This window comes from Micromonospora sp. MH33, from assembly GCF_003013775.1.
Taxonomy (GTDB): domain Bacteria; phylum Actinomycetota; class Actinomycetes; order Mycobacteriales; family Micromonosporaceae; genus Micromonospora; species Micromonospora fulviviridis.
The window spans coordinates 1-13149 of the sequence record NZ_MUYZ01000195.1 but is presented as its reverse complement, the minus strand read 5'-3'; the positions used below and the strand labels follow the sequence as shown (position 1 = coordinate 13149).

11 protein-coding genes are annotated in these 13149 nt (G+C 71.4%); all 11 read right to left on the bottom strand.

Annotated features, from left to right (window positions below; translation table 11 throughout):
- Nucleotides 1-117: 117 nt before the first annotated feature.
- Nucleotides 118-540: a YbaB/EbfC family nucleoid-associated protein gene (locus B0E53_RS24715; RefSeq protein ID WP_107078240.1), complete on the bottom strand. Its 423-nt coding sequence runs from the start codon at nucleotides 538-540 to the stop codon at nucleotides 118-120.
- A gap of 87 nt (nucleotides 541-627) precedes the next feature.
- On the bottom strand, nucleotides 628-3786 hold the full coding sequence (locus B0E53_RS24710) for a hypothetical protein (protein WP_107078239.1): 3159 nt from the start codon (nucleotides 3784-3786) through the stop codon (nucleotides 628-630).
- Between the two features lie 2 nt (nucleotides 3787-3788).
- Nucleotides 3789-4160: a hypothetical protein gene (locus tag B0E53_RS24705; RefSeq protein ID WP_107078238.1), complete on the bottom strand. Its 372-nt coding sequence runs from the start codon at nucleotides 4158-4160 to the stop codon at nucleotides 3789-3791.
- A 202-nt stretch (nucleotides 4161-4362) separates the two neighbouring features.
- Nucleotides 4363-4650, bottom strand: coding sequence for a WXG100 family type VII secretion target (locus tag B0E53_RS24700; protein ID WP_107078237.1), 288 nt, complete (start codon nucleotides 4648-4650; stop codon nucleotides 4363-4365).
- 66 nt (nucleotides 4651-4716) lie between these two features.
- Nucleotides 4717-5034, bottom strand: coding sequence for a WXG100 family type VII secretion target (locus B0E53_RS24695; protein ID WP_107078236.1), 318 nt, complete (start codon nucleotides 5032-5034; stop codon nucleotides 4717-4719).
- A gap of 117 nt (nucleotides 5035-5151) precedes the next feature.
- Nucleotides 5152-6483, bottom strand: a complete 1332-nt coding sequence (eccB, locus tag B0E53_RS24690) for a type VII secretion protein EccB (RefSeq protein WP_107078235.1) — start codon at nucleotides 6481-6483, stop codon at nucleotides 5152-5154.
- A gap of 1 nt (nucleotide 6484) precedes the next feature.
- The gene (eccD, locus tag B0E53_RS24685) at nucleotides 6485-7864 is read right to left on the bottom strand and encodes a type VII secretion integral membrane protein EccD (protein ID WP_107078234.1); all 1380 of its coding nucleotides are present in this window, start codon (nucleotides 7862-7864) and stop codon (nucleotides 6485-6487) included.
- A 21-nt stretch (nucleotides 7865-7885) separates the two neighbouring features.
- Nucleotides 7886-8332 (bottom strand): hypothetical protein, encoded by a 447-nt coding sequence (locus B0E53_RS37090; protein ID WP_146167752.1) that lies wholly within the window; start codon nucleotides 8330-8332, stop codon nucleotides 7886-7888.
- A gap of 144 nt (nucleotides 8333-8476) precedes the next feature.
- Complete coding sequence (locus B0E53_RS24680; protein WP_107078233.1) at nucleotides 8477-8863, bottom strand: hypothetical protein; 387 nt, start codon at nucleotides 8861-8863, stop codon at nucleotides 8477-8479.
- A gap of 118 nt (nucleotides 8864-8981) precedes the next feature.
- Complete coding sequence (locus B0E53_RS24675) at nucleotides 8982-11171, bottom strand: hypothetical protein (RefSeq protein WP_107078232.1); 2190 nt, start codon at nucleotides 11169-11171, stop codon at nucleotides 8982-8984.
- Nucleotides 11168-13149 (bottom strand): type VII secretion protein EccCb (eccCb, locus tag B0E53_RS24670; protein WP_107078231.1); only part of this gene is annotated, 1982 nt, incomplete at its 5' end. The genes B0E53_RS24675 and eccCb, both read right to left, overlap by 4 nt.

The following is a 13149-nucleotide window of genomic DNA, read 5'->3' as shown; positions in this document are numbered from 1 at the left end:
GGCACTCGGCGATCTGGCGCACCGGGTCCACCGTGCTGATCAGGTGGTCCTTGAACTGGAGCACCGCCGGCACATTCCGGAGCAGGATATCCCCGTGGTGCTCGATCCGTTGCCCGCTCATGACGCCGCCTGCCCGGTCCGCCGGTCGGCACCGCCGGAAACCATGCTGGCGATGCCCTCGACAAGTTCCTCGATGCTCCCGGCCGACTGCGCGGCGTCGTCGAGGCCGGTGAGGTGACGCGTCAGCTCGGCGGTGCCGGCCATCGTCTTGCGCTGGGCCTTCTCGCGGGCGGTACGGGCCGTCGTCACGATCAGGTCGGCCAGCTCGGCTGGCGCGAGTCGCCGGTAGGCGTCCCCGTTGAAAGTGATCCGGGACAGCTCGCCGTGGCCACCCACGGTCACCGACAGCAGCTTCTTCTTGTCCTCCACGGTGGTCTGCGCCCGGGCCACGCGCCGGCGTACCCGGTCGGCCGCCTCGTCGACGTCCTTCAGGGCCGCACGCATCTCGGCCAACAGTTCCTCGTCGCCCAACAAGCTCATTCCGACTACCTCCTCTTCTATCTCACGGCTGATCTCGGCACCGGGTTCACATCGGTGCAATAGTGCTCAACGGCCGGGGCAACAGTGTCAACGGCCCCGGTACCGGCGGCGTTCGTCCTGGCTGCCGGGACGCTCGTCGATCGGCATGCCGAACTCGTCCTCCTCGACCCGGGTGTCCCGACCGCGCCGGCCGATCACCGCGGGCGCACAGTCGGGGTCAGTGCCCCAAACCTTCTCGTCCTCCTTCAGCCAGGTGCTGCGCTGGCGGTCACGGTCCTGCCCTTGGTGGGGTGCGCCACCCATGCCCGGCATCATCGGGGGCATGAACGGCATCCCACCGCCCGGCATCCCACCGCCCGGCATACCGCCCCCGCCGGGCTGCGGGAGACCAGGACCGGCACCCGGACCTGTATTCAGGTTGGTCCCGACCGGGCCTCCGACGGGCACCCCCAGCTTGTCCGGGTTCAGCGCCCCGGGCGAGCCGGATACGCCCGGCACCGCCGACAGGCCCCCGGTGCCGACCTGCACCCCGGGAACGTGCGGGAAGCTGGCCGAACCGGGTCTCGTGACGTCACCAAATGCCGGAGGGGTGGTGATGCCTCCGGTCATACCCGGCTTGGGCGACACGTCCTTACCGTCGACCGTGGTCGGGAACGCATTCCGGTCAATCGGTGCCGACGGCCCGGTGTCGGGCCACGGCAACCTGCCCGCGTCCAGGCCCGGCACGGATCCACCCCCGCCGGAACTCCCCGACGGGTTGGGCGGCAACCCGAGTTTCGCCCGCTCTTCCGGCGACAGCGGGACATCGTCCAGCAGGCCGCCGCGTTGCAGCGCGTCGAGCTGATCCGGATTGAGCTGACCGAGATTCGTCGCACCGCCCGGCGACAGACCGTTCTTCCGCAGGTAGTCCGCCTGCTCAGCCGTCAGCGGCGCATCGTCCAGCAGCCCCGCCCCGTCCAGCCTCTGCAACTGGGACGGCGTCAGGTCACCCAACGACTGCGGCCCGTTCAGGCCGAGCTTCGCCCGCTGGTCGTTGGTGAGGGGGGTCTCGTCCAGCAGCCCGCCGCGATCCAACGCGTCGAGCTGATCCGGGCTGAGCTGACCGAGATTCGTCGCACCGCCCGGCGACAGACCGTTCTTCCGCAGGTAGTCCGCCTGCTCAGCCGTCAGCGGCACATCGTCCAGCAGCCCGGCCTTGTCCAGTTGCTCCAACTGGGACGGCGTCAGGTCACCCAACGACTGCGGCCCGGACGGCTTGCGGTTGAGCCCGAGATTGCTGGTCGGCAGGGAACTGCCCGCGCCACCGCCGGTGAACGGATTCTCCAGGCCACCGCCGGCAGACGGGGTGACCGGTTTGGGGGCCGGAATGGGGGGAAGGCCGCTCGCGCCACCGCCGCCAACCACAGCCTCCAAGCCGTCATTGGCGAACGGATTGCCCGCGCCACCGCCCTCGGACGGCATGCTCGACTTGACCTTCAGGTCGGTGGGAAGGCCGCCGCCGGCGCCACCACCGAAGGAACCATCCAAGCCATTGGCGAACGGATTACCCGCACCACCACCGGCGCCCGAGTTGGGCATCATGCTGGCGGGAAGGTCGCCGCCGGCGCCACCACCGAAGGAACCATCCAGGCCATTGGCGAACGGATTACCCGCACCACCACCGGACGGCATCTCCGACTTGACCTTCATGTCGGCCGGTAGGCCGCCACCGGCGCCACCACCGGTGAACGGATTTTCCAGGCCGCCGCCAGCAGAGGAACCACCCAAGCCATTGACGAACGGATTACCCGCACCACCACCGGCGCCCGAGTTGGGCATCATGCTGGCGGGCATGAAACCACCGCCACCGGTGCCGTTGACGAACGGGTTACCCACGCCGCCGCCGTTGGGGAACGGGTTGCCGAAGTTCGCTCCCACGTTCGCGAAGGGGTTACCCACGTTCGCGAACGGATTGCCCATGTTCGCGAAGGGGTTACCCACGTTCGCGAACGGATTGCCCATGTTCGCGAAGGGGTTACCCATGTTCGCGAACGGGTCGCCCCAGTTGGCGAAGGGGTTACCCATGTTCCCGAACGGGTTGTTGGCGAAGCCGCCCACGTCGTTGGGCATCGGGTTCGGTGGCACCGGCTTCGGGTCGGTGATGCTCAACGGGTTGCGCGCCTCGGCGAACACCGACACCAACTTCTTCGCCGCGAGTATCGCCGGCTCGAAGGTCTTGAGGGCGTTGTCGGCCCACATCTGGCGCAGATGCCGGTCCAGCTTGTTCCACTCGGGGATGCTGAACGCGTCGAACGGGTGGTACTTCACCCACGCGGGCGGCGTCCACGTGACGATACCCGCGTCCGAGCCACCGAACTTCTGGCCACGGTATTCCGATCCCGCTTCGTCCCCGGTCTCGGCGTACTGCTGACCCAGGTCCCAGGCGTTCGACTGGCCGTCGTGCAGGTCGCCGTACTCGAGCGTGCTTTCGTTGAACATCTGGGCGATGACCCGGTACGGGTGCTGCCAGATGCCGGCCGGGTGGATCGAGGACCACTTCTCGAAGGTGTCGGCCACCGCCGTGATGAAGTCCCTCATGGCCTGCTCGACCTGGGCCAGCGAGGTGTCCCACTGCTTGGCCTGGGGCATGATGTCGGCGAGGTACTTGTTCGCCTCCTGCACCCGGTGCCGCCAGGCTGATTCGGCGGAGCCCTTGAAGTCGGGGCTCTTGGCGTTCACCGACTTGACCTGATCGGTCAGCTCGCTCGAGATCCCCAGCGCGTGGGTGGTCAGGTTGGCCAGGATCTCGCGGACCGACCCGATCGAGTCCGGGTCGAACGCCTTGTTCGGCCCGGCCACCTTGGGCAGGTCGGCGATCATCCGTTCCCACGCGTTGCCGAGCGAGACGACCGGGTTGCCGTCGGGGTTGGTCGAGTTTCCCGGGTCGGTGGTGTTGCGCTCCTGCTTCTGGGTGTCGTCCCGGCTGGTCACGCCCACCCACACCGTCACCCGGGTGATGTGCTTGTAGATCCCTTTCTGCTTCCACCGGTAGAAGGTGACCGCGTCCTTGTTGTACTCCGGCATCCACGCGCCCTGCACGTTTGACTTCAGGGTGCTCGTCTGGGTGATCAGCCAGTAACCGGGGCCCTTGATGGTCCGCGGTCGGAAGTTGTCGTTGATGGAAGCCTTTTCCCCGCCCTCTCCACCGCCGAGCACCAGCCCCAGAATGCTCGCCAGGGCATCCTCGAACGTCGCGGTGTTCGCCATGACTAACCCCCGGCTTTGGGCATGAAGTACTCGAACTGCTCGGCGCTCAGCGTGCTCGTCTGCTCGACGGCCTCGGAGTCGGCCAGCAGGAACTTGATGCCGTGCTCCAGGTTGTTGAGCTCGGTTCGCGCGCCCTTGAGCCGGTTGGCCAGGCCGGCCCGGACGACCTCGATCGCCCCCGTCAGCTCCTCCGCCTCGGTGAAGCCCTTCGGGCCGATGCGCAGCTTGAACTGCTTCGTGATGTCGACGGTGGAATCCGGCAGGGAGCCGTACGGGTAGTTCTTGCCGTACATCAGGTCGATCTCGTCGACCTGCTTGGTGTAGGTGCCGTGCAGCTTCCGCAGGTAGCTCTCGTTGATGACGATGTTCTTCATCGTGTTTCCTCTCGGATGGAGACGGGCCAGCGGGACTCGGCTGTCCGGACCCGATGAATCCGGAATCCGGACGATCCCGTGGACAGCGGTGGGTCAGACGCGCTGGTCCATCCGGCGGTGCGGCGGACCAGCGCGCCTGACCCGGTATCGGCTCGGCGGAACTGCCGTCCCGACCTCGTGCGAGGTCAGGTTCGGCGGGGTACTAGCTGAAGATGGCCGCGCCCCGGTTGTCGCCGTGCTGGTAGTTCATGTTGATCTCCTGAAGGCGCGCCTGCCCCACGGACAGGGCCACCCTCATCTCCTGCTGGCCCTGGTTCCACAGCGCCTGGGCGGCCTTGTAGGCCTCCGGCGCCTGACCGTTGTTGGCCTCGGTGAACCTACCCACCGAGACCTGGAGGGTCTCCAGCGACTGGTCGAGCTGGCGGGTCTCCCTGGCCATTTCGTCGGCGACGGTCTGAACCGCGGCGGGGTTGATGCTGTAGTTGGCCATTCTCGGCCTCCTTGTCGTTCGTCGGTCTGGGTTTCGTCCCGGCTGTCACAGGTGAGGGTTCGGCGGTCAGCCGTGGGCCCAGCCGCCGGACAGCAGGGCGCTGTCGTCTTCGGTCGTGGTGGTCAGTTGCGCGTACTGCTGCATGTTGTCGTTGAGCATGTCCAGGCCCTGCTGGACCTTCATGAACCCGTTCAGCCACTGCTGGACGGCCTGCTGGAACCGCGGCGCGGCCGCGTCGCTCTGCCACTGGGCGGACAGGTTGTTGCTGGCGGCCGTGACGTTGTTGTAGCTGTCCTTGGCCTCGGCCTGCGCATGGCCGAACGCCATGACCATGCCCTTGATGGTCGCCTCATCGGCGACAATTCCCTGCCTGTTGATTGGCATGACTCTCCTTGTCTTCTATCGGTCGTGTTGTTGCGATAGGTGGGACGTGTGCTCGTATCCGCCGCGTCCGCCCGAAGGGGCGGGCCGCTCGGCGGGACGTTCGGGTACCCCGCGGCCTCACCTCCCTTCCGGCCGGACCAGCGCCGGCCCGGGAGGCAACATGGCGACCAGCGCGGTGGGCATGGCCACCGCCTGGTTGAGGGAGTAGCCCAGGGTGGTGACGTCGCCGCCCATGATCGGGTAGGCGACTCCCCGCTCGTTGACCAGCAGGCCCTGCTGCCGCCACCGGTCGGTGTCGGCGTCAGCCGGGGGCATCAGCAGCGCTCCCCCGCCCGACGGCACCCGTACCGTCACGGCGGTCTTCCCGCCGCTGCCGCCGGTCGGCATGCCGGTCCCACTGGCCAGGACGACCGTCGGCTTCTCGCCGACCTGGCCCGCGTACTCCACGCAGACCGCGGCGTCCTCGGGCATGGACGGTGGCGCCGGCGGGGTGGCCGGCAGCGTGGTCAGCGGGCGCACCGGGCTGCGCTGGCCGGCGACGGCCAGATCGGCCGCGCTGATGGCGGTCTCCGTGGCCGCGCCCGGCGTGGCCCGCTGCAACCGGTACTCGGTCTCGGTCAGCGGGGCCAGTCCGTCGGCGGTCATCAGGTAGTGACCGACCGTGCCGTTGCCCATGTCCACGGCGAACATCTGGCCGATCGACGTCGGCCGGCCGGCCACCCTCGGGCCGGCGCCGCCGGCCCGAGCCACCTTCGGCGGGCCGACCGTGCCGCCCAGCGGGATCGACTCCAGCCAGGCCGTCGCCACCGGTACCGGAGCGAGCAGCCCCAGCCCCAGCACGTCGGCCATCCACGGCTGGGGAAGGAGCAGCCGTCGCCCGTTCCACAGCAGGTAGGTCTTGCCGCCCGCGGTGACCGGCAGCGCCTGCCCCTCGCCGAGCGGATCGGGGGCCGCCGGCACGTCGACGTCGAGCACGACCCGGCCGGTGTGCCGGCTACAGGCCCGCCACACGCCCTGGTTGACCCGGTTGGCCGCGGGCAGCACCTGCGGCCCGGCCGGGATGCCCACCGCGGGGCCCTGCGGCACCTTGGCGAGTTTGGCCGAGGACACGGTGACCGGGGTGAGTCGACCGCCGGCCAGCAGCGTGGCCGTCGCCACGTCGTTGACCATGCGCAACTGGCCGTCGACCAGCACGTACCGCGCCCCGGTCGAGGCGTCCACCACCAACATCCGTGGCTGCTGCCAACTGGTCGAGCCCGATCCCGGCAACAGCGCCCAGATCGCGACCCCGGCCAGCAGCAGGATCCCGAACACGATACCGGCGAGCGTGCCGGTGCGGTCCCGGCGGGTCGGGGACTCGACGGTCTCCGGCTCGGCCCGCACCAGCGCGCCGGTCACCCGGGTCATCATGTACCGCTGGGCGTCCACCTGGTCACGACGCGACGACATGTCAGCCCACCCGCGCCCGGATCACGTCGATCAGGCCGGTGATGACCACGACGGTCGGCCCGAGCGCGGCCACCATCGCGGTGTGCGCCAGGTCGCCCATCCGGCCCCAGATCGGGTTGAACCGCCGGCCGACCGGGATCCGCGCGGCCACCCCGCACGCCACCGCCAGGAGCAGGCAGCAGCCGATGGCCAGTTGGGCGGCGAGCGGACTCCGGTCCGTGGGCGCGGTCAGGCACCAGGTCGCCACGGCGACCAACGCCGGACCGGCCAGCGCCACCCGGTGCCAGATGCTCGTCATCGGGCGGGTGACCAGGATCTGGGCGACGGCGGCCAGCCAGGCGGCCAGCGGTGCGGCCCAGCCGGGCGCCGCCGCCAGCCACACCATCGCGGCCCCGGAGACCAGTCCGAGCGCCGCGTACAGGGCGGTCATGAACTGGTCGGCGGCGGCGGCCCGGGTGAGCACCCCGGCGGCCGGTTCCGGGTCGATGTCCTTCTGGAGGTCCGCCGGCTCGACGGGCATCTCCGGCAGGGCGAACCCGGCGAGCTTGAAGGCGGCCCACGGTACCGTCGGGCGCAGCGCCGTGGTGACGACGACCGTGATCGCGGCGATCGTGGTCCAGTCCAGCGTGGCCCTGGTGTGCAGGGCGAGCGCGGCGACGACCAGCAGCCATGCCGCCAGCAGGCCGACGGTGACCTGCCGCCAGCCGGTGCGCGGGAAGACGAACGCGGCCACCAGCAAGGCGGCGACGGTGCCGGCGGTGGCACCCAGGAAGATCAGCCGAGGTACGGGGGCACCGGCGACCGCCTCCAGCACGGCGACCACCGTACCGACCACGCTGGCGGCCCCCAGGATGCCGGCCGTGGCCCGGTCGGCCAGCTTGCGTACCACCGCGAAGCCCGCGACGAAGCACATCGCCGCCATCGCCGCGAGCAGGGCCGGGTTCCGGGACGCGGCCGGCCACATCCGCGCGGCGGCCAGCCAGACGGTCAGCCAGGCGGCCAACAGCACCAGGGCGGTGACCCGCGTGGTCTGCGGACGCCACAGCCCGGACCGCTTGCGGATGCCGGCCGAGACGCCGTCGACCAGGTCGTCGTAGGCCAGCGGCGGGATCTGGTCGGTACGCGGGCGTACGTGCACGACCTCGCCGTCGAGCAGGTCGAGGTCACCGACGGTGCGCGACTCGTCGAAGGCCGGTCCGCCCAGCCGCTGCACGATCCAGCCGCTGTGCTCCAGCCCACGGTCGGCGAGGTCCGGCCCCAGTGCGCTCAGCAGGGCCGGCATCATGTCGGCCAAAGGGATGTGGGTGGGCAGACTCACGTCGACCTGGCTGGTCGGTCCGACGACCAGCAGTCGGCAGAGTTCCCCGCGCTCGGCGCTCATATCCCGAACACGTGTGCATGGTCACGGGAGTTCACAAGTTTTTTCTGTCCGTCCCGGATGTTGCCTGCGGGCGGCGGGCAGCACCCGGGCCGGGACCGTGCAACAGCCCGGCAGCGTCCGGTTACGGCAGCTGGACGCCGCCGGAGCCAGGTCACTCACCGTCGGTCCGTCCGAGTGGGGCGAACGGCTTCTGGACAACCATGCCGTCGCGCGTACTGCTGCATGTTCTGGTTGAGCATGTTCAGGCCCTGCTGGACCTTCTGGAAGCCGGCCAGCCCAGTTGTTGACGGCCTGCTGGAACTTCGGCGCGGCCGCGTCGCTCGCCCACGAGGCGGTCAGCGCCTGGTTCGCGGCCACGACGTTCGAGTGGCTGTCCCTGGCCTCGGTCTGGGCCTGAGCGAACGCCACGACCATGCCGGTGATGGTCGCCTCGTCGGCGATGATCGAGTCCAGTTTGATGCCGGGCACGGCTTATCCGGCCTGTGTCTCTGCCATGACTCTCCTTGTTCGTCATCCGGCGCGCGTCGCCGGAAGGGCGGGTGACGTGAGCGCTCAGGCCGGACGTCTTCCGCTGGGCCGGCGCCGACCCAGCGGAAGACGTCCATCTGGCAGTCACCCTCTGTAGAGCGTCCGCGACAGACCGGGGACAGGCTGTTCCCGGGCCCAATTGCCGGCCTGCATGGCGCTGTCGTCCTCGGTCGTCGTGGTCAGTTTCGCGTACTGCTGCATGTTCAGGTTGAGCATGTCCAGGCCCTGCTGGACCTTCTGGAAGCCGGCCAGCCACTGCTGGACGGCCTGAAGGAACTGCGGCGCGGCCGTGTCGCTCGTCCACGAGCGGATCAGCGCCTCGGTTGCGGCCACGACGTTCGAGTGGCTGTCGCGGGCCTCGATCTGGGCCTGAGCGAACGCCTTGACCATGCCGGTGATGGTCGCCTCGTCGGCGACGATCGAGTCCAGTTTGATGCCGGGCACGACGTATCCGGCCTGTGTCTCTGCCATGACTCTCCTTGTTCGTCATCCGGCGCGCGTCGCCGGAAGGTGGATGATGTGGCCGCGTGTGCCACGTTCGCCTGGTGGGTCGGGCCACGGCGGCGGATCGGTTGGGCACCCGGCGGCCTCATCGCCCGTCCGGCCGGACCAGTCCCGGCCCGGCGGGCAGCAGGCGGGCCGGGACCGTGCGCTCGCCGAGGAACCAGTACTCCCGGCCGGCGGCCTGCGGTCCGGCTCCCTCAACATCGCCGGACTGGGCACCGGAACCGAACCAGGTGGCCGGTGTCGCGGCACGGTCTAGCAGCGCCTCCGCCTCGGGCGGCAGTACCACGACGTCGAGGGTCTGGTCCTGGTTGCGTCGCCGGTCGGTGACCGACGTGACCGGGCCGAGGTCGGTGGAGAGGTGCCCGAACGCGAGCAGCAGCGCGGTCCACGCGGTGTCCGGCTCGGGCAGCCCGCGTACCAGTGGAGCGACCGTGGTGAGGCATAGGTCCCCGCAGCGCGACAGGTGCTGCCAGCGCAGCAGGTCCACGCAGGCAACCAGGGTCGGCAGCGGGTCCAGGTCGGGGCAGGCGACCGGCGGTTGGCCGTCGACCGGCGGCAGCCAGCTCAGCTCGCTGTGCCCGCGTACCGCCGGCGCCGGCTTGACCAGGTCGGCCGCGCCGATGCCCAGCCGGGCCAGCAGCCAGTGGTGCACCCGCCCGGTACGCATGGCGGTGACCGCCCAGGTCCAGGAGGCCGGCTCCCCCCGCCACCCGGACGCCCCCGCGACCGGCGGGTCGGACCCGGCCCCCGGGTCCGAGGTGAGCGGTGGATCCGACCCGGCCGGCGCGTCCGACCCGGCCGGTGGGTCCGAGTCTGCCGGTGGGTCCGAGTCGGCCGGTTGGGGGGTGTCGGCGGCGTACAGGTCGCGCGGGTCGCGCAGGTAGTTGTACCGCGCGCCCTCCAGCCACAACGCCAGCGCGGGATGCCCCGCCGGGGCCAGGATGACGTCGTTGAGGACGATCTCGTCGGTGAGCGCGTGCAGCGTGAACCCGTACGTCGACGCGGCGACCCGGTCGAACAGCTCCGGCAGCCGGGCCGGCCCGTCGGCCTCCGGCGGCCCGTGCCACCGGCCACGGAACAGCCGGTACCCACCACCCGGCGGGCCCTCGGTGCCCTGACTTACCGGGCTTCCGGTTGCCTCGTCCGCCGGACTGCCGGCCCCCTCGTCCGCCGGACTGCCGGCCCCCTCGTCCGCCGGGCTGTCGGCCCGCTCGTGCGGCCCGAGCGCGGCGTCCGGGAGGAAGTGCAGGTCACCGTCGGCGTACAGGCCGCCGAACCGGTGCACCACCTCGACCCGCAGGTGGTCGCTGGCCGCCGCGAAACCCTGCGGCAGCCTCCGGTTCAGCTCGAGGGCGTACGGGCTGTGCAGGGTCATCGGCGCGTTCGCGGGGAACAGTTCGGCCACGCTCACCAGGTGGATGCCGTGGGTGTCGGCCCAGGTCAGCAGGGCGCGTACCGGGGCCAGTGGATCGGGTCGGCCGGCCGGAGCGGGCGGGGTGACGCGGGCCGCGTCGAAGCGGGCCCGTGGGATGTCCGTCCACAGCACGAAGTCGACCTGGCCGGCGTAGCTGTCGGCCGCCGCGCCGTAGTTGGCCCAGAAGCCGTTCGACTCGGGCAGCGGCCGGCCGAGCCAGATGCCGTGCACGACGTGCGGGATGGTGGTGGTGTCGGGAAGCGGTGGCGCGTGCTCCGGTTGGCCCCAGAGCCGGGCGGCCCCGTCGCGCCGGAACGTGCTGACCCGGCCGGCGTCGGCGGCGAGGGCCGCCGGCTCCAGGTCGGCGGCGCTGGGGGCCGGTCGCGTCATGCTCACCCGCCGCAACAGCGGCGCGACCAGGTGCGGGGCGAGACGGCGTAGGTCGGTGCCGGCGAGGAACTCCGGTGCCGACGACAGCCGGCGGGAGCCGAAAACGTCGCCGCCGATCCAGCGGCGCGCCAGGTTCTCCTCGGCCGCCCAGGTGTACAGGGCGGGGTAGGTCATCCGACGGAGCCAGTCCAGCAGCCCCGTGTCGCAGGGCCAGGCGGTCGGCGAGGCGGACGGTCCGGGCAGGCAGGCCCGGGCCCGTAGCCGCCGGACCAGTTCCTCGGCCGCCGCGTACCTCGCAGCGGGCTCGACCGGCCCGGCCGCCGCGTATTCCGCAGCGTGCCCGGCGGCCTCAGCCGGCCCGGCCGCCGCGTGGCCGGCGGCCTCAGCGGGCCCGCCCGCCGCGACCGGCCTGCCGGGGCGGGCCGGTGGGGTGGGCGTACGGCGCGGGCGGGTGGCGGTGCGGGTCATCGGTCGGCCCCGGTGGGCACCACGGGTCCGGGTACCAGTGCCGTCTGGATCAACCGGCCGCCGCGCCGGGTGCACAGCAGCGCCCGGCCCGGGGGCAGCGAGCGCGGCTTGATGTTACCCAGCAGCGGGCCTTCCGTCGGCGGGCAGGACAGCGCCACGTCCGGGGTGTTCAGTTCCTGGATGCGCCGCAGCAGCGGGTCCATCGACAACCGCATCGCCCCGGCCGCGGCCCGCGCGACGACCACGTGCAGCCCGATGTCGCCGCCCTGGGGCAGCAACGGGATCAGGTGGGCCAACGGGTTGTCGGGCCCGGCGAGCAGTTCGTAGTCGTCGACCAGGACGTACAGTGCGGGGCCGGACCACCAGTCGCGGGCGCGTAGCTGCTCCGGGGTGATGTCGGGGCCGGGAACCCGTGGCCGGAGGCCGGCCAGCGCCTCGGCGGCGTTGTCCCGGGTGCTGTCCGCCGAGACCGAGTAGCCGAGCCGGTACTCGGCCGGTACGTCGTCGAAGAGCTGCCGCCGGTAGTCGACGGCCATGATGCGCGCCTGGGCCGGGGTGTGGCTGGCGACGATCGCGTGGGCGATGAGGCGCAGCATGTTCGTCTTGCCGCTCTCGGTGTCCCCCAGCACCGTCAGGTGCGGCATCAGCCGGAAGTCGTGCCACACCGGCGCGAGCTGGTCCTCGTCCACACCGAGCGCGATGCGGGCCCCCTGCGGCGCCGGCAGCTCGGCCATCGGCAGCGAGGCCGGCAGGGTGCGTACCGCGGCGGCGCGTTCCCCGGTCCAGTTGTCCGCCACCGCGGACACCAGGTGCTCGGTGGCCGCGGCGAGCCCCTCGGCCGACTGGACGCCGTCGATGCGCGGCAGCGCGCCGAGGAAGTGCAGCTTCGCGTCGGTCAGCCCGTGCCCCGGGCGGCGGGGCACCTGGGCCGCCGCGCGCAGGTCGATCCCGGACTCCACCGGGTCGCCCAGGCGCAGTTCGAGGCGGGTCCCGATCTTGTCCCGCATCGACATGTGCAGCTCCGACCAGCGGCCCATGGTGATCATCACGTGCACCCCGTAGTTCAGGCCACGGGCCGCGATGTCCCGGGCCATCTCCTCGGCCGGCTCGAACTCCTGGCGCAGCACGAACCACCCGTCCACGACCAGGAACACGTCGCCGAACCGGTCCTCCGAGATGCGACCGTCGGCCTGCGCCTGCCGGTAGGCGTCCCGGCCGTGGATGCCCAGCTCCGCGCAGCGCCGTTCCCGCTCGATCAGGATCGAGCGGACCTCGGCCACCGTGCGGCCCACCCGCTCCGGTTGGTGCCGGCCGGCGACCCCGCCGACGTGCGGCAGGCCGGTCAACCCGGTCAGCGAACCGCCGCCGAAGTCGAGGCAGTAGAACTGCACCTGTCGCGGCGAGTGGGTCAGCGCCAGCCCGCACACCAGCGACCGCAGCAGGGTGCTCTTGCCGCTCTGCGGTCCGCCGGCCACGCCCACGTGCCCACCGACCCCGGACAGGTCCACCACGAGCAGGTCGCGCATCTGCTCGAACGGCTTGTCGATGAGACCGACCGGCACCCGCAGGTACCCCTGGCCGGCGTCGATCGGACGCAGCCCGTGCTCGGGGTCGGGCAGCAGCGGCGGCAGCACGTCGTCCAGGGTCGGCGCGTCCTCCAGCGGCGCCATCCACACCTGGTGTGCCGGCGGACCCTGGTCGACCAGCCGGTCCACCAGGGCGTGCAGCACGATGGTGCCGGTGTCGGTCGACTCGTCCGGCGCCGGCTCCGAGGGCGGGCGCGGCGCCGGGACGGCCGGCGCGGCGGCCCCGGCGGTGAACGGGACCACCTGGCTGGCGATCACCTCGCGGTGCAGCCCGGTGCTACGTACCCGGTGCGGGCCGGACACGTACGCGGCCCGGAACCGGGTGATGCTGGTGACGCTGGAGCGCAGGTATCCGTTGCCCGGATCGCCCGGCAGCTCGTACGCGTCGGGTA